This window comes from Mycobacterium sp. 236(2023) (genome assembly GCF_029623955.1).
GTDB lineage: Bacteria > Actinomycetota > Actinomycetes > Mycobacteriales > Mycobacteriaceae > Mycobacterium.
Genome location: NZ_JARSBP010000002.1, coordinates 288,664 through 308,561, shown reverse-complemented (window position 1 = coordinate 308,561; position 19,898 = coordinate 288,664). Strand labels below are relative to the sequence as shown.

Annotated in this window: 24 protein-coding genes and 1 pseudogene; 17 read left to right on the top strand and 8 right to left on the bottom strand. The window is 67.1% G+C overall.

Translation table 11 applies throughout. The features are described from left to right. Window positions 1-190: 190 nt before the first annotated feature. The 3 genes from P9A17_RS04005 to P9A17_RS03995 are packed head-to-tail and all read left to right on the top strand — an operon-like array spanning window position 191 to window position 5,710. Window positions 191-1,645, top strand: coding sequence for a DUF3375 domain-containing protein (locus P9A17_RS04005; RefSeq protein ID WP_278037308.1), 1,455 nt, complete (start codon window positions 191-193; stop codon window positions 1,643-1,645). Further along, complete coding sequence (locus P9A17_RS04000) at window positions 1,642-2,355, top strand: DUF4194 domain-containing protein (RefSeq protein WP_278037307.1); 714 nt, start codon at window positions 1,642-1,644, stop codon at window positions 2,353-2,355. Before P9A17_RS04005 ends, P9A17_RS04000 begins: the two co-directional genes overlap by 4 nt. Further along, complete coding sequence (locus P9A17_RS03995) at window positions 2,348-5,710, top strand: SbcC/MukB-like Walker B domain-containing protein (RefSeq protein ID WP_278037306.1); 3,363 nt, start codon at window positions 2,348-2,350, stop codon at window positions 5,708-5,710. Before P9A17_RS04000 ends, P9A17_RS03995 begins: the two co-directional genes overlap by 8 nt. On the opposite strand, the gene P9A17_RS03990 is transcribed toward P9A17_RS03995, so the two are convergent. Continuing rightward, window positions 5,707-6,102 carry a type II toxin-antitoxin system VapC family toxin gene (locus P9A17_RS03990; protein ID WP_278037305.1) on the bottom strand — a complete coding sequence of 132 codons (396 nt, stop codon included), beginning with the start codon at window positions 6,100-6,102 and terminating at the stop codon, window positions 5,707-5,709. The two genes, P9A17_RS03995 and P9A17_RS03990, sit on opposite strands and share 4 nt — an antisense overlap. Then, the gene (locus P9A17_RS03985) at window positions 6,099-6,344 is read right to left on the bottom strand and encodes a type II toxin-antitoxin system VapB family antitoxin (protein WP_278037304.1); all 246 of its coding nucleotides are present in this window, start codon (window positions 6,342-6,344) and stop codon (window positions 6,099-6,101) included. The genes P9A17_RS03990 and P9A17_RS03985 overlap by 4 nt, the downstream gene beginning before the upstream one ends. Window positions 6,345-6,418: 74 nt before the next feature. Here P9A17_RS03985 and P9A17_RS03980 point away from each other — a divergent pair, with 74 nt between their 5' ends. Both P9A17_RS03980 and P9A17_RS03975 read left to right on the top strand, forming a co-directional pair. Beyond that, on the top strand, window positions 6,419-7,438 hold the full coding sequence (locus P9A17_RS03980) for a TIGR03617 family F420-dependent LLM class oxidoreductase (protein ID WP_278037303.1): 1,020 nt from the start codon (window positions 6,419-6,421) through the stop codon (window positions 7,436-7,438). Beyond that, window positions 7,435-9,015, top strand: coding sequence for an MFS transporter (locus P9A17_RS03975; protein ID WP_278037302.1), 1,581 nt, complete (start codon window positions 7,435-7,437; stop codon window positions 9,013-9,015). The genes P9A17_RS03980 and P9A17_RS03975 overlap by 4 nt, the downstream gene beginning before the upstream one ends. Here P9A17_RS03975 and P9A17_RS03970 read toward each other — a convergent pair. From P9A17_RS03970 to P9A17_RS03960, 3 genes are read right to left on the bottom strand one after another with little or no spacing between them, the layout of a single operon-like run. Further along, on the bottom strand, window positions 9,012-9,695 hold the full coding sequence (locus P9A17_RS03970) for an aspartate/glutamate racemase family protein (RefSeq protein ID WP_278037301.1): 684 nt from the start codon (window positions 9,693-9,695) through the stop codon (window positions 9,012-9,014). The two genes, P9A17_RS03975 and P9A17_RS03970, sit on opposite strands and share 4 nt — an antisense overlap. After that, window positions 9,695-10,240, bottom strand: a complete 546-nt coding sequence (locus tag P9A17_RS03965) for a YceI family protein (RefSeq protein ID WP_278037300.1) — start codon at window positions 10,238-10,240, stop codon at window positions 9,695-9,697. The genes P9A17_RS03970 and P9A17_RS03965 overlap by 1 nt, the downstream gene beginning before the upstream one ends. Before the next feature lie 9 nt (window positions 10,241-10,249). Next, window positions 10,250-11,071, bottom strand: coding sequence for an SDR family oxidoreductase (locus tag P9A17_RS03960; RefSeq protein WP_278037299.1), 822 nt, complete (start codon window positions 11,069-11,071; stop codon window positions 10,250-10,252). Window positions 11,072-11,167: 96 nt separating this feature from the next. On the opposite strand from P9A17_RS03960, the gene P9A17_RS03955 reads away from it, so the two are divergent. Both P9A17_RS03955 and P9A17_RS03950 read left to right on the top strand, forming a co-directional pair. Next, the gene (locus P9A17_RS03955) at window positions 11,168-12,088 is read left to right on the top strand and encodes a LysR substrate-binding domain-containing protein (RefSeq protein ID WP_278037298.1); all 921 of its coding nucleotides are present in this window, start codon (window positions 11,168-11,170) and stop codon (window positions 12,086-12,088) included. A gap of 53 nt (window positions 12,089-12,141) precedes the next feature. Then, on the top strand, window positions 12,142-12,702 hold the full coding sequence (locus tag P9A17_RS03950; protein WP_278037297.1) for a TetR/AcrR family transcriptional regulator C-terminal ligand-binding domain-containing protein: 561 nt from the start codon (window positions 12,142-12,144) through the stop codon (window positions 12,700-12,702). A gap of 17 nt (window positions 12,703-12,719) precedes the next feature. Here P9A17_RS03950 and P9A17_RS03945 read toward each other — a convergent pair. Together P9A17_RS03945 and P9A17_RS03940 are read right to left on the bottom strand one after the other, a co-directional pair. Next, a pseudogene (locus tag P9A17_RS03945) lies at window positions 12,720-12,824 on the bottom strand (NAD(P)/FAD-dependent oxidoreductase); the annotation flags it as partial. 23 nt (window positions 12,825-12,847) lie between these two features. Continuing rightward, window positions 12,848-12,994, bottom strand: coding sequence for a hypothetical protein (locus P9A17_RS03940; protein WP_278038700.1), 147 nt, complete (start codon window positions 12,992-12,994; stop codon window positions 12,848-12,850). A gap of 139 nt (window positions 12,995-13,133) precedes the next feature. Here P9A17_RS03940 and P9A17_RS03935 point away from each other — a divergent pair, with 139 nt between their 5' ends. The 5 genes from P9A17_RS03935 (at window position 13,134) to P9A17_RS03915 (ending at window position 14,730) form a co-directional block, all read left to right on the top strand. Beyond that, window positions 13,134-13,346 carry a sigma factor gene (locus tag P9A17_RS03935; RefSeq protein ID WP_278037296.1) on the top strand — a complete coding sequence of 71 codons (213 nt, stop codon included), beginning with the start codon at window positions 13,134-13,136 and terminating at the stop codon, window positions 13,344-13,346. Then, window positions 13,347-13,673, top strand: a complete 327-nt coding sequence (locus P9A17_RS03930; RefSeq protein ID WP_347403833.1) for a sigma-70 family RNA polymerase sigma factor — start codon at window positions 13,347-13,349, stop codon at window positions 13,671-13,673. Next, window positions 13,670-14,107 (top strand): hypothetical protein, encoded by a 438-nt coding sequence (locus P9A17_RS03925; protein ID WP_278037295.1) that lies wholly within the window; start codon window positions 13,670-13,672, stop codon window positions 14,105-14,107. Before P9A17_RS03930 ends, P9A17_RS03925 begins: the two co-directional genes overlap by 4 nt. Window positions 14,108-14,213: 106 nt before the next feature. Beyond that, window positions 14,214-14,384 carry a CsbD family protein gene (locus P9A17_RS03920; protein WP_278037294.1) on the top strand — a complete coding sequence of 57 codons (171 nt, stop codon included), beginning with the start codon at window positions 14,214-14,216 and terminating at the stop codon, window positions 14,382-14,384. A 91-nt stretch (window positions 14,385-14,475) separates the two neighbouring features. Further along, entirely contained in the window at window positions 14,476-14,730 is a 255-nt protein-coding gene (locus P9A17_RS03915) for a lipopolysaccharide assembly protein LapA domain-containing protein (RefSeq protein WP_278037293.1), read from the top strand. On the opposite strand, the gene P9A17_RS03910 is transcribed toward P9A17_RS03915, so the two are convergent. Continuing rightward, window positions 14,727-15,554: a helix-turn-helix transcriptional regulator gene (locus P9A17_RS03910; RefSeq protein WP_278037292.1), complete on the bottom strand. Its 828-nt coding sequence runs from the start codon at window positions 15,552-15,554 to the stop codon at window positions 14,727-14,729. The genes P9A17_RS03915 and P9A17_RS03910 overlap by 4 nt on opposite strands. Before the next feature lie 78 nt (window positions 15,555-15,632). On the opposite strand from P9A17_RS03910, the gene ilvD reads away from it, so the two are divergent. From ilvD to P9A17_RS03885, 5 genes are all read left to right on the top strand, one after another. Beyond that, complete coding sequence (ilvD, locus tag P9A17_RS03905) at window positions 15,633-17,477, top strand: dihydroxy-acid dehydratase (protein WP_278037291.1); 1,845 nt, start codon at window positions 15,633-15,635, stop codon at window positions 17,475-17,477. Between the two features lie 25 nt (window positions 17,478-17,502). Continuing rightward, the gene (locus P9A17_RS03900) at window positions 17,503-18,204 is read left to right on the top strand and encodes a haloacid dehalogenase type II (protein WP_278037290.1); all 702 of its coding nucleotides are present in this window, start codon (window positions 17,503-17,505) and stop codon (window positions 18,202-18,204) included. A gap of 216 nt (window positions 18,205-18,420) precedes the next feature. Further along, window positions 18,421-19,026 carry a TetR/AcrR family transcriptional regulator gene (locus tag P9A17_RS03895; protein ID WP_278037289.1) on the top strand — a complete coding sequence of 202 codons (606 nt, stop codon included), beginning with the start codon at window positions 18,421-18,423 and terminating at the stop codon, window positions 19,024-19,026. Window positions 19,027-19,082: 56 nt separating this feature from the next. Then, on the top strand, window positions 19,083-19,679 hold the full coding sequence (locus tag P9A17_RS03890; RefSeq protein WP_278038595.1) for a TetR family transcriptional regulator: 597 nt from the start codon (window positions 19,083-19,085) through the stop codon (window positions 19,677-19,679). An 83-nt stretch (window positions 19,680-19,762) separates the two neighbouring features. Further along, complete coding sequence (locus P9A17_RS03885; protein WP_278037288.1) at window positions 19,763-19,891, top strand: hypothetical protein; 129 nt, start codon at window positions 19,763-19,765, stop codon at window positions 19,889-19,891. Window positions 19,892-19,898: the final 7 nt, after the last annotated feature.

Genomic DNA, 19,898 nt, shown 5'->3' with positions numbered 1-19,898 from the left:
CCTGCCATCTCACGACCGTGGTGACGCTCTCGCGAAAGCCCCAGAACACACTGCAATCCCGCTGGTCACACGCGTCACACAGCCCATCGGGAATCCCCGCGACACTCGCTCCCGGAGACCGGCGATGTCCCCGCGGTGGCCTATGTTGGGGCCTCCGGAACGACACAATTCATAGAGATTCAGGAGCCAGGTGGACGACAACGCAACCCTGTCGGCCGTCGACCTGCTCGAACTCAACCGCGACCTGCAGGGCTCCCGCGCCATCCGGCTGCTGGCCACCACCAACCTGAGCCTCTACGCGACGTTGATGGAGCGCCACCTGGCCGACGGCGTGGCCCCGGAGAGCACGCTCGTGGTGCGCCTGGAACGCGACCTGGCCGACCTGCACGACGAGCAGTCCGGCCTCGCGCTGATCAAGTCGTGGGCGAGCCAAGGCTGGCTGCACCGCATCGTCGATCCCCGCAGCGACCAGAACGTCTGCTACCTGACGCAGGACGCCCGCCGCGCACTGGACTTCTTGCGCGGCATGCGCCGCCAGGACACGATCGCCACGGGCGGCTCCATCAACGGCATCGCGTCGCGTCTCAAGCACGTGGCCCTCAAGGTCGGCAACGACCCGGCCCGCATCCGCAAGAGCATCGAGGCGGAGATCGCCGAGCTTCATCAGGAACTCGACGAGCTCGACCGGGGCGAGCGCCCTGAGGTCGACGTGAGCGACGCGTACGACGAGGCCCGCGCCATCGCCATGCAGATGGAACGGCTGATCACCGACATCGGCCAGTACGGGTCGATGATCGAGCAGGCCACCGCCGCTCTCGACGAGCCGATCGACACCAACACCGAGTACCGCGACCGGCAGCGCCAGATGTATGCCGACTATCAGGCGGCGTGGGATTCGCAGGGGCGCGACAGTCACCGCGCCTTCCTGCGGATGATCAACGATCCCGACCAGCGGGCGGAGTTCGAAGCCGACGTGGCCGCGGTCGCCGACGCGCTTCCCGCGCTGGACCCGGCGCTGCGCAAGGTGATGGCCGGGTTCTTCGAGCTCGTCGGCCATCAGATCGACGAGGTCGAACGCATCCAGCAGCGCTGCGCGCAGCGCGTCAAGCGGTTCACCGCGTTCGGCACTCTGGAGCAGAGCCGCGGCGTGGCCCGTCAGCTCAACGAGGCGATCGGTGCGGCCCGAAATCTGTTGAAGTCCAGCCTGATCGACTCACGCCTGGACCTCGACATCCCCCTCGCCCGGCACGCGATCAGCTCGGTCGGCGCCCTCAGCTTCAAGATCGGCGACCTGTCCAGCCCGAAGCCGGCGATCGCCGCCGAGGGCGACGTCGATCTCACCAGCTTCGCAGCGCTGACGACGCAGGTCGACGCGCCCGCGATGTCGGACATGATCAACGCCGCGGTGACCAAGGGTCCCGTCTCGTTGTCGGACGCCGTCGACATGCTCGACGCAGCAGGACAGCGGGCCTATCTCGGCCACGTCATCGTGCTGTGGTCGTGGGCGCTCAAGCAACCGAACGACGCCGCGGCCGAATCGACGACGGTGCGGTTCCGTTCGCTGGACGGGCAGGATCGCGAGATCGCCGTTCCCCGTTTGATGTTCACCGAACCGCTGACCACCCTCGCCGGAGCTGCCGAGTGACTTCCCCTTCTGCTGAACCTGACATCGACTTCTCGTCACTGCCGCAGGTCGACCAGACCGCCCGGCCTCCGCACCAGCGCAGACCCCGCTTCGACGGCGACGTCTCCGAGCTTCCCGACCGCGCGTGCTGGGCGTTGCAGCACCTGCTGACCCGCCGCTACATCAGCGCCGAGTCCGACGCCGACATCTACGCCTGGGTGCTCGAATACCGCAACCAGCTCTCGACGAGGCTCTCCGAACTCGACCTGATCCTGCGGGTAACGGGGGTGGGACTTGAAACAGACGGAGTGGCGTTCATCGAGCAGGCCCGCTACGAATCCGCCAAGGGCATCAAGCTTCTCCGGCGCGAACCGCTCGGCACCTACGACTCGATCCTGGCCCTGCACCTGGCCCAGATGATGCGCGCCGCCGCGGGACAGAACGTGCTGATCTCGCGGGAGGAGATGCACGGCCTGTTCGCCGGTGTCCTCAACGACACCGACCGCGACGCCGTCACGTTCGGCGGCCGCATCGACGCCGCCATCGCCCGGCTGACGGGGTTGGAGATCCTGCGCAAGAGCCGCGACGACGAAAACAGCTACACGATCAGCCCGGTGATCACCGCCGTCATGACGGCCAACGTCATCACCGAGCTGCAGCAGCAGTTCGAACTGCTGCTCACCGGCGGGCCGGCCGTGGACGACCAGGAAGTAGAGGTCAGCCTTGACTGAGCAGTTCCACCTGTCGCGTCTGCAGATCATCAACTGGGGCGTCTTCGACGGCTACCACGACATCCCGTTCAGCGAGGGCGGCGCGCTGATCGCGGGCGCTTCCGGTAGCGGTAAATCCTCTCTGCTGGACGCGATTTCACTGGGCTTCCTGCCATTCAACCGCCGCAATTTCAACGCCTCCGGCGACAACACCGCGGCGGGTTCCAGCGCGGGGCGACGTACCGTCGACAAGTACGTCCGCGGCGCGTGGGGGCAGCGCAGCGATGGTGGCACCAGCCGCGTGATGTACCTGCGCGGCGACGGCACGGCGTGGTCCGCGGTGGCGGTCACCTACGCCAGCGATTCGGGACGCACCGTCACGGGCCTGGTGCTGAAGTGGCTGACGGGCGAGTCGCGCAACGACTCGTCGAGCCGGTTCGTGCTCGGCGACGGCGACCTCGACATCGAGGACGTCTGCAACCATTGGGCCGCAGGAAGATTCGACACGGGCGTGTTCAAGGACCACGGCTGGCGGTTCACCACGAAAGTGGAGTCGCAGTATCTTGCCCAGCTGTACGCCACCATCGGCATCCGCGCCTCGGATGCGGCCCAGCAGCTGCTCGGTAAGGCGAAGTCGCTGAAAAGCGTTGGCGGGCTGGAACAGTTCGTCCGCGAGTTCATGCTCGACGAGCCCGAGAGCCTCAGCCGGCTGCCCGAAGCCCTCAAGCAGATCGACCCGCTGGTCGAGGCACGCGAACTGCTCGCCGTCGCCCAGAAGAAGCGCAAGATCCTCGGTGACATCGAGAAGATCCAGCACCGCTACGCCTCGGAGTCCACAGACCTGGGCATCATCGACCTGGTGGATCTGCCGATGGTGCGGGCCTACACCGATCACGTCCGGCTCGCACAGTGCCCCACCCAGATCGAGCAACTCGACTCGACGATCGACCAGCTCGACAACGAGTACGAGGACGTCACGCGGTCGCTGAATCTGGCCAAGGCCGAAGCTGATTCGCTCAACGCCCAGATCAGCGGCTCCAGCGCGAGCATCGGCCCGCTGCAGTCGCAGGTGACCGCCGCCGAGACCGAGGCCGAGCAGGTGTCACGCCGGCGGGGCGCCTACGAAGACATGCTGACCGCGCAGAAGATCGACATCCCCGGCACCGCCGAGCAGTTCTGGAACCTGCGGGAAGAACTACTCGCCGAGGCCACCGAGCTGCTGGCGAAGGTCGAACGCCACCGCGAGGCCTCCACCGATGCGGAGTACGCGCAGAAGGCCGCCCGCATGGCCCGCGACGAGGCGGCCAAGGAGCTCAAGCGCGTCGAGCACGTCGGCTCGGCACTGCCCGAGTTCGCGCTGATGATGCGCGAACAGATCTGCGCCGCCGTCGATGTCGACGCTGCGGAGCTGCCCTACATCGCCGAGCTGATGGATCTGCGTGCCGACCAGACCCGGTGGCGCACTGCCGTGGAGAAGGTGCTGCGGGGTGTGGGCCTGCGCCTGATGGTCCCCGACCAGCACTGGACGAAGGTGTTGCAGTTCGTCAACGAGACGAACATGCGCGGCCGGCTGCAGCTGCATCATGTGCGGGCGAAGTTCCTCGGTGCCGAACCCGTGGATCCGGAGCCGAACACATTGGCGGGCAAGCTGTTCGCCGTCGACCCGAAGCATCCGTGCGCGGCCGAGGCCGTCGACGTCGTCACCGCCGCCGGTGACCACATCTGCGTCGACACCCCAGACGTGTTCGCGCGGTTCCGGCGCGCGGTGACCGACACCGGTCTCTACAAGGACTCGGAACGTCTCGCGATCAAGGACGACCGGCGGCCGCTGAAGCAGTCCGACTACCTGTATCAGGGTGACGTGTCGGCCAAGATCAACGCGCTGACCGTGGACCTGGCTGCAGCCGAGGAAACCTACCAGAAGGCGCGCCGCACAGCCGATGACATCGCCGCCCAGCGTCAGCAGTGGCGGGACCGTGCGGCGGCGTGCAAAGCGATCTGCGAGCAGTTCCCGCAGTGGAGCCAGATCGACATCGAGACCGCCGACGGGCATGCCGACCGGCTGCGCGAGCAGTACGAGCTGCTGCTGGCCGACCATCCCGACATCGAGGCGCTCAACGCCCGTGCGGACGAATGCTGGTCGCAGATCCAGAAATTGATGACCCGCCGCGGCGCGATCCAGACCCGACGCGACGACCTCGACGAGCGCCGCACCCGCTTGCTGGAGTTGTCGGAGCGGCTGCAGCCGGCGTTCGTGTCCGAGCCGCTGACGGAGCTGCTGAGCCGATACGCCGGCCACATCCCGGTCAGCCTCGAGCTCCTGGAGCCGGAGCCACACCGCGACGCGTTGTTCAGCGCGATCAAGAAGGAGCGCGAGCAGCTGCGCGAGAGCAGGCGGCGTTCCTACGACGAGCTCGCGCGCATCCTGAACACGTTCGACACGTCGTTCCCCGACGCCGTGCCGAACGATTCGGAAAACTTCGATGAGCGGGTACACGACTACGTGGCGCTATGCCGGCACATCGACGAGCGCGAGCTGCCCGAGGCGTACGAGCGGATGATGCGGCTGGTCACCGAGCAGGCGCCCGACGCCATCCTGACGTTGCACCGCGTCGCCGAGCAGGAGGCCCGCCGGATCAGCGACCAGATCGACCGCGTCAACACGGGTTTGGGCGCTGTGGAGTTCAACCGCGGCACCCGGCTGACGCTGCGGGCGACGCCGCGCAGCCTGACGGCGGTGTCGGAGCTGACCGAGATCGTGCGGGCCATTTCGCGGCGTATCGCCGAGGTCGGCCTGGGCGACAAGCAGGCGATCCTCGATCAGTACGCCGACATTCTGCGGTTGCGCAACCGGCTGGCGTCGACGGCGCCGGAGGACAAGGCGTGGACGCGGGATGCCCTCGATGTCCGCAACCGGTTCACGTTCGACTGCGCCGAGTGGGATGTGGCGAGTGAAGAACTGATCCGCACGCACAGCAACGCCGGCGACAACTCCGGTGGCGAGCAGGAGAAGCTGATGGCTTTCTGCCTCGCGGGGGCGCTGAGCTTCAACCTGGCGAGCCCTGAAAGTTCGGACAACAGGCCGGTTTTCGCGCAGCTGATGCTGGACGAGGCGTTCAGCAAGTCGGATCCGCAGTTCGCGCAGCAGGCGCTGCAGGCGTTCCGGAAGTTCGGCTTCCAGCTGGTGATCGTCGCGACGGTGCAGAACGCCACGACGATCCAGCCCTACATCGACAGCGTGGTGATGGTCAGCAAGACGGAGGCGACGGGCCGCAACGCGCGGCCGGTGGCCACCGTGGCGACGCGCACGATCTCGGAGTTCGGGGCGTTGCGCCGCGAGATGCGGGCGAACGCGAAGGTGCCCGCCGGGGTTTAGGCGAGGGCAGAGGCGATGCCCGTATGCCCGAAATCGTTGCCCTTCCACAGCAGTGGCTCCCGCAGATCGAGCGCCAATGCGTAGGACAGGCAATCACCGAAGTTCAACGCTGCCGCGTGTCCGCTTCCCTTCCCGAAGTCTGCGTAGGCCTGACGCGCCAGCCCGGCCTGGCGTTCGGTCACGGGCTCGATGACGAAGCCGGCCTCGTCGAGGAACGCATCGAGCGCCCTGCTGACGATTGGATCGCGGTAGGAATCCAGCACGATGCCGCATTCGAGATACCCGGCCGCAGACAGTCGGCACACATCGGCCCGCGCGATCGCGTCGGTGTAGCTCGAGGCGTCCGGCTCGTCCACCAGTACGGCGAGGATCGCCGACGTGTCGGCGATCATCCTGGGAGACCCCGGTCGTCATAGAGCAATTCGCCGTGGTCCCGTGTTCGGCTCTCGGGCGCGATCCTGCGCGCCGTCTCGCGGCCGATGACACGCAACCGTTCCGAAAGGTCGTCCTGCTCCACACGGGCCAGGCGCTCGCGCACAGCGGTGGCGACGGCCTGCGCCTGCGACTCGCCGGTCAACGTCGCAAGTTGCCTGACGGCCTCGTGGACCGCCTCGTCTTTGATGTTCAGTGCCATGTCGGTACCTTTCTACCTGACACATGGTACCCCGCTATTTCGCCTGGTCTGATACACGGCGTAGGGTGCCAATCGTGCACGTCGACGTCATGACGACCCCGCAACCACTGCAGTCGATCGGCGACCTTGCCCGGCGAAGTCAGGCGGCGGGCTTCGCCGGCCTGCTGTTCACCGAGACGGGCCGAACCGCCTACCTCAACGCCGCGGTGGCGGCGCAGGCGGCGCCCGGGCTCCAGTTGTCGACCGGTGTCGCGGTCGCGTTCCCGCGGAGCCCCTTCGTGACCGCGGCGACGGCGTGGGAGCTGCAGGAGGCCACCGGCGGAAAGTTCCGGCTCGGGCTGGGCACCCAGGTGCGGACGCACGTGGTGCGGCGCTACGGTGCCGAGTTCGAGCATCCCGGGCCCCGGCTGCGCGATTACGTGCTCGCGGTGAAGGCGTGCTTCGCGGCCTTTCGCACCGGCACGCTCGACCACCACGGCGACTTCTACGACCTCGACTTCATCACCCCACAGTGGAGCGCCGGCCCGATCGATGCGCCGGATCCGATGGTCGATGTCGCCGCGGTCAACCCGTGGATGCTGCGTATGGCCGGCGAGGTGGCCGACGGGGTGCACGTGCATCCGCTCGGCGAGCCCGGCTACATCTCGCGCCACGTGATACCGAATCTCGCGAAAGGTGTTGCGAAGTCTGGGCGCTCGATCGACGACATCGCGGTCATCGTCCCGGTCATGACGATCGTCGGTGACACCGACGAAGAGCGGCACCGGGAGCGGGAGCTGGTGCGGACGAGCATGAGCTTCTACGGCAGCACCCCGAATTACGCATTCATCTGGGACGAGGCCGGATTCGAGGGGACAACGGCACGCATCCGCGAGAAGCAGAAGGCGGGCGACCTCGCGGGCATGGCGGCCCAGATCACCGATGAGCACATCGCCACATTCGCGACGGAGTCGACGTGGGACGGCCTGCCCGACGCGCTCCAACAGAGGTACGGCAGCACTGCGACCCGCCTCGTGCTGTACAACGCGTTCGCGGATCCCGAGCGTCTGGACCGCTACGGCACTGTCGCCCAACGTCTGTCAGCATCCGAGTGACGTCGTCGGTCCCTATCTCCACGTGGGCGCCGCTGCGGTCGCCGGTCTACCGCATGCTGTGGATCGCGCAGTTCGTGTCGAACCTCGGTACGTGGATGCAGACCGTCGGGGCGCAATGGATGCTCGTCGGCGACCCGCGCGCCGCCGTCCTCGTACCGCTGGTGCAGACGGCGACGACGCTGCCGGTGATGCTGCTGGCTCTGCCCGCCGGTGTCCTCGCCGATCTGATCGACCGCCGCCGGCTGCTGATCGCCACGCAGGCCGCCATGGCCGCCGGGGTCGGTCTGCTGGCATCGCTGACGGGCGCCGGGCTCACCACCCCGACAGTGCTGCTGACGCTGCTGTTCATGATCGGCTGCGGGCAGGCGCTGGTCATGCCGGCCTGGCAGGCCATCCAGCCTGAACTCGTTCCTGTTCAACAGATTCCGTCCGCCGCCGCGCTCGGCAGCATGAGCATCAACCTGGCCCGCGTGGTCGGTCCCGCGATTGCCGGAGCCCTGGTGTCGCTGACGGGTCCGACGCTGGTGTTCGCCCTCAACGCGGTGTCGTTCGGCGCGATCGTGATCGTGCTGTTCGTGTGGCGGCGCCCGCCCGCGGTGAATCCTCCGACCGAACGCGCGCTGTCGGCGCTGAGCGCGGGCGGCCGGTTCATCCGCAGCTCGCCGATCATCCGGCGGATCATGCTGCGCGCGGCGCTGTTCGTCGTACCGGCCAGCGCGGTGTGGGGTCTGCTGCCCGTCATCGCGAAGGACCAGCTGCACCTGTCGTCGTCGGGTTACGGGTTCCTGCTCGGCGCGCTGGGCGCCGGTGCCGTGCTCGGTGCGTTCGGACTGTCGCGGATGCGAAAGTGGTTCGGCCAGAACATGCTGCTGACATTGTCGGCGGTCGGCTTCGCCATCGCCGCGGCGGCGGTGGCGCTGGTCCACGTCTACGCCCTCGTGCTCGTCGCCCTGGTGATCGGTGGCATGGGCTGGCTGCTGTCGCTGTCGACGCTCAACGCGTCCATGCAGTTGAGCCTTCCCGGGTGGGTGCGGGCCCGCGGATTGTCGGTGTACCAGCTGGTCTTCATGGGCGGGCAGGCGCTGGGATCGCTGGTGTGGGGTGTGCTCGCAGAATCCACCACCACAGTCACCAGCCTGCTCGTGAGCGCGGGTCTGCTGCTCGTCTGCTCGCTGTCCGTCGTGTGGTGGCCGCTGCACGCGAACACCGGCAACCTCGACATGACGCCGTCGGCGCACTGGCCCGAGCCCGCGTTGATCTTCGACCCCGAACCGCTGGACGGGCCGGTCCTCATCGTGTGCTCGTACCGCGTCAGCCCGGACAACGAGGAGCTGTTCCTGGCGGCGATGACGGTTCTCGGACGTTCCCGGCAGCGCACCGGCGCTGCGCAGTGGCGGGTCTTCCGCAGCGTGGAGCAGGAGTCGACGTTCGTGGAGACGTTCATCGTCCGCTCATGGGGCGAGCACATGCAGCAGCACCGCACTCGTCTGACCGAACAGGACCTGCTCATCGAGCGGACGGTCGAAAACTACACCGATGAGCCGCCCGTCACGCACCACTATCTCGCGGTGCGTTAAGACTCCAGTGCGAAGTCGACGGCCGCCTGCACGTGCAGCGTCGTGGTCGGGAAGACCGGGATGTCGACGTCGTCGGCACCGATGAGGAGTTCCACCTCGGTGCAGCCGAGGATGACCCCCTCGGTGTCCATCCGGCGGATGACGTCACGGTAGAAGTCACGCGAATCGTCCCGAATGATGTTGTGGCACAGTTCGTCATAGATGATACGGCTGACGCGTGTGCGATCCTCGGCGGCGGGGACGACGACCTCGACGCCGTGGGAGGCGAACCGCTCGATATAAAACGCCTCCTCCATGGTGAAGGCGGTGGCCAGAAGTCCGACGCGGGTCAATCCTGCGGCTGCGACGGCGCGGGCGGTGGTGTTGGCGATGTGCAGGAACGGAACGGTGATCGACCGCTCGATGGCTTCCGCCACGTAGTGCATGGTGTTGGTGCACAGCACGATGGCGTCGGCTCCCGCCGATTCCAAGCGCGCCGCCGCGGCCGAGAGCCGGGTGGCGACGGCGTCCCAGTCACCGGCGAGTTTGAGTTCTTCGATCTCGGCGAAATCAACGGATGCGAGCAGGATTTCGGCGGAATGCAGACCACCGAGCCGCTCGGCGGCCGCCTCGTTGAGCAGGCGGTAGTACTCGGCGGTGCTGACCCAGCTCATGCCGCCGACCAAGCCCAGAGTCCGCATCAGGACGACTCCTTGGCATACCCCGCCGTCCACGACACAGCGACCTCGTCGGCGACCTTCATCGCGCCCATCATCATCGAATACGGCTTCAGGCCGAAGTCCGAATGCAGCACCGAGGCCTCGCACGACATGCGCCACGCGGCGCCGTCATCTTCCACACGGACGTCCACCGAAACGTCGCGGGAGCGGCCGTGGATCTCCAACGTCCCGCCGAGGCGATACCCGTCGGCGATCTCCTGCACGTTCTCCGAGCGAAAGCGAATCGATGGAAACTTCTTGGCATCAAAGACTTTCAGCGTATTGGAGCGCGCCAACGCTTTCTCCGGCCCCGTCAGCCCCGTCACGCCGCCGTCGCCGCGCAGCACCTGAAGGGACCCGACTTCGACCGTCAGATCGACGGACACGGGCTCACCGGATGCCCAGTCCACCGAGGCCTGCCACGTGAACCCGATCGTCAGCCGGTGGCCCATTTTCGCGGCAGGCCCCGCCACGCCCGTCGTCACCGTCAGTTGCCCGTCCGAAGACTCCAGACTCCAGCCCGCCACGCAGCGATCCTACTGACTCGGGTAATCCGCGCTCGCGGCGTTGTCGCGCTGCGCTGTTGCGTCGGCCAACCGAGCGGACAGGGCCTCGGTCACCAATGTCCAGGCGTCCGAGCCCAACAGCAGACGCCGTGGAGGATCTTCGGTGTCGGCCGCGCGCAGGATCGCGGCCACCGCCAACTGCGGACTGACGGGCATGTCCGCTTCCGCGGGCGACGTTCTGTCGGCGGGGCCTCCGCGGTAGGGCGCACTCGGCGGGACATGGGTGGCTGCGTCGAAGAACCCGGTGCGCACCACGCCCGGTTCGATCAGCGTGGTCCGCACCCCGAAAGGCGCGACCTCGTCCGCGATCGCATCGAAGAAGCCCTCGATGCCCCACTTCGTGACGTGGTACAGCGAAAACCCGGGGAACGTCATGTGTCCGCCCATGCTCGACATCTGCATGAGCAGTCCTTCGCCCTGTGCGCGCAGGTGCGGCAACGCCGCGCGCGCGAGCTGGATCGACCCGGTCAGATTGGCCGCGATCATGTCGTCGATCTGTTCGTCGGTCAGATCTTCGGCGGCCGCGAACACGCCGTATCCCGCGTTCGACACGACGACATCGATCGTGCCGAGATCCTGGAAGGCCTCGGCGACGACGGTGCGTACCGCCACGGTGTCGGTCACATCCAGGGCTCTGCGCCACAACCGATCCGCGAAACGCTCGGCCAGATCGTCGAGCTGTTCGGGCCTGCGCAGCGTGGCCGCGACGGTGTCGCCGCGCTCGAGCGCCTGCTCGACAAGTTCGCGTCCCATGCCGCGGGAGGCGCCGGTGATGAACCATGTCTTCGTCATGCTTCAAGTCAACAGCCGTGAAGTGCTGCGCAGTCCATACGCAACATGCAGGTATCGACTCCTGTCCATACGATTTGCGTATGGCTACAGTGAGTCGTGGCCGATTTCACGCTCGAGGGTCTGACCGTGTGTCGCGAAGTCGCGCTGCGTGGTTCGTTCTCGGCAGCCGCACGCGCGCTTGGGTATTCGCAGCCAGCGGTGTCCCGGCAGATCGCAGCGATCGAATCGGCGGCGGGCCATCAACTTTTCCTTCGCGAATTGCGGGGAGTGACTCTGACGCCCGCGGGTGTCAGAGTCGTCGAGCACGCGGCACGCATTCTCAACGAGGTCGCAGCGCTGGAACACGACCTCGAACGGGTTGACGACGCACTGGCGGGCCGCGTCGCGGTCGGCGCGTTTCCGGCGGCGATGGCGGCCTTGGTTCCGCGCGCGGTGGCACTCCTGGCCGACGCGCACCCGGGCATGGCAGTCACGCTGACCGAAGCCGCCACCCCGACCCTGCTGCGTGATCTTCGCAGCGGCCGAGTCGATGTCGCGGTGATCGGCGTCGGCAGCGGGCTACCTGACTACGACCTCGACGGTCTGCATCAGTACCGGGTTTACGCCGGCGACCTCTGCGTTGCCGTCCCGGCCGGCCACCGGCTCGGTGAAGCCACCAGCGTGCCGGTGCGCGAGCTCGTCGACGAAACCTGGATCGCCGGAACAGGTTCCGCCGGGGATCCACAGTTCGCGGCGTGGCCGACACTCTCCGAACCGGTGATCGGGCATCGCGTGCGCAGTTGGCCGGCCCGGCTCGGATTGGTGGCGGCGGGGCTGGGTGTGTGCCTGCTTCCCGCACTGGCCTCCACAGCGGTGCCCGCCGGCGTGTGGTGCATCGACGTCGACGACCCGGCCTGGGAGGGCAGACGCACGCTCGCGATCACCGCCCCGACGGCGGGAGAACCGACGCTCGCCGTGGTGGAAGCACTGCGGTCCGCGGCCGACGGCATCGCGCGGCCGGAAAAATCTCTGCACTGAGCAGCCATCCGCGTGTGGCATCGTTGATTCCTGAACTATGCAGAGGCGGACGAATGACGGTTGACAACTCCCTTACCGACGACGGCGACGAACGGATCGTTGCGGCGGTGCACGACGAGTTGGCGCGTTGGGGTATCGACAGGTTCGACCTCGCCACGATGGCCGATCGGCACGGGCTCGACATCGAGGCGATCCGCCGGCGCTGGCCCGATCCGGAGACCCTCGTGCTCGACGCACTGGCGCACCGTCCGGGCGACGCGCCACCTCCCGACACGGGGTCCCTACGCACGGACCTGTTCCAGCTCGCGCTGCGGATGGCCGAGATGGTGACGTCCGACGACGGTCGCAAACTTCATGGCGGCCACCTCATCGGGGACACCCACATCGCCAGCACGGACCTACGCCAATCCGCGTGGCTTGCCCGAGCCGCCACTCTCGACGTGGTGTTCGACAGCGCCCGCAGCCGCGGCGAGCTGTCCGACGGCATCGACCATCTCACGGTGCTGGAGCTCCTTTTCGCTCCCATCAACATGCGCGCCCTGTACACCGGCATGCCGGTCGACGAGGAGTACTGCCGGACGATCGCCGATCTGATCTACCGCGCGGTGTCCTGACGGATGCCGATGACAGGCTATTGCGGCGGGTAGGGCAGCCCGAAGTCGTCGGCCAGCAGACTCTGCACGACGATCATCGCCGCCTGCGATCCGGACGCGATGGCCCCGGCTATGTGCGGCTGAGCCGCGAACGGGCGGACCCGGTCTAGGTGTTGAAGTCGGGCAGACCCTCGACCGGCGCGGATTGCTCGTTCACCTGCTCCGGGTCGGTATCGGCTTTCGCCTGCTCCTGGACCTCGGCGGCGTGCCGCAGATTGTCGCCGGTGTTCTCCGCGTGGTCGGGTTGGCTCACGGACATCTCCTTTGTCGGTTGGGCCGCGTATACCCACGCGACGTCCCGATCACGTCACCACTTCTGCCCTCGCCGCGGGGTAACCCGTACGCGGCGCCCGGAGTACTCGGCCGCATGACGGTTCAGGAGGACGCCGGGCATGACCGATGACCGTGTGCTGGCCGCTGCGGCGCGGGCCGGCGACGAGGCCGCGTTCGAAAGCCTGGTCCGAAGACATGGCCCGGCGCTGTACCGCTACACCCGACGCATGACGGCCGACGCGGACGCCGTCAACGACATCGTCCAGGACACGTTCGTGTCGGCGTGGCGGCAGATCGGCACCTTTCGCGGTGACTCAGCCGTGCGGACGTGACTGTTCGCGATCTGCGCCAGAAAGATCGTCGACTCGCACCGCGTCAAGAGGGCCATCCCCATCGACGACCGGTTGATCGAGCCCGCCGCCGCGGGCCATGACTACGACCCGTTCGCGTCGGCATCCAACAGCGCTTTCCTGGAGGCGATGGAGCTCGCGCTGGGCGAGCTGCCGCCGCGGCAGCGCGCGGTGTGGATGTTGCGGGAAGTCGAGGGCATGACCTTCCCGCAGATCGGCACCGTCCTGAGCCTGAGTCCGGACGGAGCGCGCGGTCACCACCACCGCGCCAGGGCGACCCTTCAACAGAGGCTGGCGCAGTGGCGATGACCGAAAACGAAGACGACGTCACCATCCGCGCGGCGCGGAAGCTGCAGGGCCAGCCGGAGCCCGGGTGGCACCAGATCCGGGACGCGGTGATCACGTCGGTCCGGTCGACGCCGCGCGGCGGTTGGCCGCTGCTCGTCGAAGATCCGCACCCGGGTACGGCCGCCGGCATCATGCGAGTCAGCGGACTCGTGCTGGGCGCTCTGCTGAGCCGAGCGTTGGCCGACGATCCGGACTACGCGATTACCGGCATCGACATGACGGTCGAAGATACCCTCCTGCAGGGTATCTCGCTGGAGCTCAGCGCTCGGTACCCGGCGGAGCTGCCTCCTGTGATCAGCCGGGTGCGGGCGCGGTGCCACGCGGTGGTCGCCGAGGTGATCGGCGCAGCGGCGGGAGTTCCGATCCATGTGACCGTCAGCGATGTGCACCGATGAACACGCACGTAGCGCAGATCACAGCAAAGACGCGTTCGGTTCCGCTCGACGGCTCCGTCTACACAATCGACGACCAAACAGGTCGTGGACGAGAAAGGAAATGACCGTGGGAATCGCAGATAAGGCCAAGAACGCTGCCGAAGACGCCGTGGGCAAGGTCAAGGAAACCGTCGGCGACCTGACCGGCAATGACGACCTGAAGGCCGAGGGCCAGAAGGACCAGGGCGTTTCCGGCGTCAAGAAGGTCGGCGAGAACATCAAGGACAAGCTGAGCTGACCGCACGGGGGCCGCGCCACCTCCCACGGTGGCGCGGCCCGCCCTCGGCGCCACAACCGTTCATTGACAACACTTTCAAGGAGAGGCCCTCATGACCACCAGCAATGCAGTAAACAAACCGGCAGTCGGCGGCTTCGCCACCAAGGTCGCCCTGGGCGTGGCGTTCGTCTTGGTCGTCGCGTTGCTCATCTTCGTGCTGCAGAACACCATCCACACACAGATCAATTTCATTGGCTGGAATTTCGATGTCACGCAGGGCGTTTCGCTTCTGGGTGCGGCTGTCGTCGGTGCAGTCATCGCGTTGACCGTCAGCGCCGCTGTGCGCCTGCGTCGCGCGGTCCGCTAGGAAGCGACGAGGCTCCGAAGTCGCTCGGCCGCAGGGGAATTCGGCACCGGCAGGTAGGCCACGATCTGGATATTCGGCACGTCGACGGGCGCCACCTGGTGGTGCTCGAGGCGCAACTCGCCGGCCACCGGATGCCGGAACAATCGCTCGCGGGACGTGAACCGCTCGATGCTGGTGGCCTGCCACGCCTTCGCGAAATGCGCACTGGACTCCGAGAGCCGTGACACCAGTGCGGTGTAGGACGGCTCGCCCACCCGGGGTCCGGCGTCGGCACGGAACTCGGCGAGGAAACGCCGGCTGTCGGTGTCCCAGTCGGGCAGCAGCTCGCGGATCGCCGGGTCCATGAACACCAGCCACAGCAGGTTGCGGTCGGCGACGTCTACGCGCGAGATGTTCGGGTACAGCGCCGCATACGCGGAGTTCCAGGCGGCGATGCTCCAGTCCGGCGAGATCGCGAACGCCGGAAATCCCGCCAGCGCATCGAGAAAGCGCTGGATCTGTGGCGGTAGCGGGCCGCCCGAGACCGCCGGGTCGACGACGTAGCCGCCGAGTGCGAGCACGTATTCGTGCTCGGCGGGTGACAACCGCAGCGCGCGGGCGACCGCGTCCAGGACCTGCCTCGACGGGTTGATGTCGCGGCCCTGCTCGAGCCATGTGTACCAGGTAACGCTGACCCCGGCCTGCACGGACACTTCCTCACGGCGCAGCCCGCTGGTGCGGGACCGGGGAACATCGGGCAGTCCGACTTCGGCGCGGACGACGGCTTCGCGGCGCGCCCGCAGAAACTCGCCCAGGGCGAGCCTCTGCTGTGCGCGTTTGTCCACCCCACCGAGGGTAGTAGCAGCAGTACTAGTACCAGGGCCGTCTTCCCGGCGACCGCGCAAGGGACGAGCGTAGGCGTCATGCCGGATTTGAGGTCGCGTACGGTCACGCACGGTCGGAACATGGCGGGGGCACGCGCGCTGCTGCGCGCGGCGGGCGTCGACAGCGCCGACATCGGCAAGCCGATCATCGCCGTCGCCAACAGCTTCACCGAGTTCGTGCCCGGCCATACACATCTGCAGCCGGTCGGCCGGATCGTGTCGGAGGCCATCGCGAAGGCCGGCGGGGTGCCGCGCGAGTTCAACACCATCGCCGTCGACGACGGCATCGCGATGGGCCACGGCGGCATGCTCTACTCGCTGCCCAGCCGCGAGCTGATCGCCGACTCCGTCGAGTACATGGTCAACGCGCACTGCGCGGACGCGATGGTGTGTATCTCCAACTGCGACAAGATCACGCCAGGCATGCTGATGGCCGCGCTGCGCCTCGACATCCCGACGGTGTTCGTCTCGGGTGGGCCGATGGAGGGCGGCACTGCCGTTCTGGTTGACGGCACGGTGCGGACGCGGCTGAATCTGATCACCGCGATCGCTGACGCCGTCAACACCGAGGTGTCGGATCCGGACCTGGCCCGCATCGAGGAGTCGGCGTGCCCGACGTGCGGGTCGTGTTCGGGCATGTTCACGGCCAATTCGATGAACTGTCTGACCGAGGCGCTCGGACTGGCGCTGCCGGGCAACGGGTCGGTGCTGGCGACACACACCGCGCGCCGCGCGCTCTACGAGGACGCCGGGGCGACGGTGATGGACCTGTGCCGCCGCTACTACGACGAGGACGACGCAAGCGTGCTGCCGCGCGCGATCGCCAACCGCGACGCGTTCGACAACGCGATGGCGATGGACATCGCGATGGGCGGGTCGACGAACACGATCCTGCATCTGCTGGCGGCGGCCCGCGAGGCGGAGCTCGACTACACGCTGGAGGACATCGAGAAGCGCAGCCGGGTGATCCCGTGCCTGTGCAAGGTGGCGCCCAACGGGCACTACCTGATGGAGGACGTGCACAGGGCCGGCGGTATCCCCGCGATCCTCGGCGAGCTGTGGCGCGGCGGGCATCTGCACGAGACCGTGCACTCGGTGCATGTCGGCTCGCTACCGGAGTGGTTGCGGCGCTGGGACATTCGCGGCGGATCCCCGAGCCCGGAGGCCGTCGAGATGTTCCACGCCGCGCCGGGTTGTGTCCGGTCGGCGCAGGCGTTCAGCCAGTCCGAGCGCTGGGACACCCTCGACACCGATGCCGAAGGCGGCTGCATTCGCGATGTGCGCCATGCCTATTCGGAGGATGGCGGGCTGGCGGTACTGCGGGGGAACCTGTCGGTTGATGGCTGCATCGTCAAGACCGCGGGTGTCGACGAGTCGATCCTGAAGTTCTCCGGCCCGGCGGTGGTCGTCGAATCGCAGGAGGACGCGGTCGATGCCATCCTGGGCGGGCGGGTGAAGCCGGGCGACGTCGTCGTCGTGCGCTACGAGGGCCCCAAGGGCGGCCCGGGTATGCAGGAGATGCTGTATCCGACTTCGTTCCTGAAGGGCCGCGGGCTCGGGGCGGTATGCGCTCTGGTCACCGACGGCCGGTTCTCCGGCGGATCATCGGGTCTGTCGATCGGCCACGTCTCCCCCGAAGCCGCCGCAGGCGGCACGATCGCCCTCGTCGAGGACGGCGATCTCATCACGATCGACATCCCGCACCGGAGCATCCAGGTGGACGTCACCGACGCCGAGCTCGAGCGCCGCCGCACCGCGTTGGTGGCGGCGGGCGGGTACCGGCCACGCAACCGTCAGCGGGTGGTGTCGGCGGCATTGCGCGCCTATGCGGCGCTGGCGCTGTCGGCGGACAAGGGCGCGGTGCGCGACGTCGACTCGGTGTAGCCGGGTGGGTGGAAGACTGGGGGCTGTGACCGGCCGGGTGATCGTTTTCGATGTCAATGAAACGCTGCTCGACATCGAGTCCCTGACCCCGGTGTTCGACGACATCTACGGCGATCCGGCGGCGATGCGCGAATGGTTCGCCCAACTGGTGCTGTACTCGATGACACTGACGCTCTCGCAGACCTACGTCGACTTCTTCACGCTCGGTCGCGCCGTCGCGCAGATGCTCGCCGACACCCGCGGCGTGACGGTCTCCGACACCCAGCTCACCGATCTTGCGAGCGCCATGTCGGAGATGCCTGCGCATCCCGACGTCGAGGCCGGGCTCACTTCGTTGCGCGAGGCCGGCCACCGTTTGGTGACGCTGACGAATTCGCCGACGAACGCGGACAGGCCGAGCCCGCTCGACAACGCGGGCCTCGCCGGGTACTTCGAGCGACAATTCAGCGTCGACCCCTGTCGCGCGTTCAAACCGGACCCGGCCGTCTACCGCCAGGTCTGCGCTGATCTGGACGTGCCGCCCGCGGATTGCACGATGGTCGCCGCCCACGTGTGGGACACGATCGGTGCTCAGGCGTTCGGCATGCAGGGGGCTCTGATCACCCGCCCCGGCAATGCGACGCTGCGGGCCGCGGGCATTGCGCAACCGGACTTCATCGCCACAGATCTGCCGGACTTCGCGCGCCAGCTCGGCACGAATGTTGAGGCACGCCGTCGGCCGCGGTGATCCGTCCTCCCCCGACCGGGGTCACCAGCGGCCGACGCGTCCCCCAGGCCGCCCAACCCCTCAGTGCGCGTCCCCGACGTAACCGCGCTTATCGTACATAAACACCAACGTTCCTGATGAACGATTGAGTTTCCGAATGTGTCCAGAGTGTGACGCAAATTTCGAGGTGAGGCCGCCCTATACTGCGTGGCAGTAAATTTGCAGAGGAGCCACCGCATGGCCCAGCAGCTCGCGTCGGGACGCCACCGGCTCAGCCGTGACGAAGTCGCAGCAAACCAGAAGCAGCGACTGTTCGAGGCGCTTGGTGTAGTCATGGGCACCAAGGGCTACAGCAACACCACCGTCGACGATCTGATCAAGCACGCAGGCGTCTCACGCGCCACCTTCTATCAGCATTTCGAATCGAAGCAGGACATCTTCATGGCCGGCTATGCAGCGATGCAGGGCCGCGCGATCGGTTCCATCTTCAAGGTGCCCGCTGCCGGAACTCCCATGCAGCGCTTCGGTTTCATGCTCCACCGGTATCTCGGCTTCATGGCTCTGGACCCGCCCAGGGCACGGCTGTATCTCCTTGAGGTGTATGCCGCCGGGCCTGATGCGATGCGCAAGCGGATGGAGCTGCAGCAGGAATTCGTTGCCGGGGTTGCGAAAGTCTTCAAGGCACGCAGCAAAGCCGATCGATTCGCATGCCAAGCGCTTGTCGCCGCCGTCTCGATGCTTGTCACCACCGCTCTCGTCGACGCAGATTCCGAAGCGATCCTCGCGCTGGAAACGCCTGTGCTGCAGTTCGCCGAGCGGGCGCTCGATTCTGGTCACGCCTGACCCCAAGTCGCACAGTGTCGTTGCGCGGGCACGCTTATTTTGGCGAACTCCGCTCGATGAGACACACTTACAGTGTGACTGAACCAAATCACTCGCAGAGCCTGCGCGAGCGCAAGAAGGTTCAGACGCGTCTGGCCATCCGCCGGGAGGCTTTTCGGCTCTTCGAAAAGTACGGCTACAACAACACGACGATCGACCAAATCGCCCACGCCGCTGACGTTTCGCCGCGCACCTTCTATCGGTACTTCGGAGTTAAGGAAGCCTTGCTTCTCTCCGATGACCAGATCTCGGACATCGTCGCCGCTTTCGTCGACGCTTCGACGGAACTGAAGATTATCGACGCGTACCGGCATGCCCTCACGACGGTATTTTCGAAGTTGTCGTTGGATCAACGCGAGGACGCGATCGCCGGGCAGCGGATGATGTACGAGATCCCCGAAGCACGCGGGATGCTCTACTCCGAATACATCCGGCTGATCAACCTCATCACCGAGGCCCTCACATCGCGGCCCGACGCCCCCGCCGAGGAGTCGAAGCGCCGGGTCCTCGCCGGAGCCATCGTCGGCGTGCTGATGGGCGCTTCGCACCAGAACCCGATGCCCGAGGCGGCCCTGCAGACCGCGCTGGCAACCCTCGACGATCTGCTGGCCTGAGCACGGAAGCCTCGCACCGCGAGCGCGCGCGTTTACACGCCGCCGCGCCGTCCTTTCTGGCACTGTATGCGCGCTCGTCGAAGTTGAGATCGGTAGCGCAGACCGTTCTCGGCTCCCTGTTCGGTTTCTTCGGCCTGGCCACGGTCGCCTCGCTGCCGTTCCCCACGCAGGGCGGACCGTGGGATGCCGGTAGCGGTGGCGGCGGGGGCTGACGGCCGA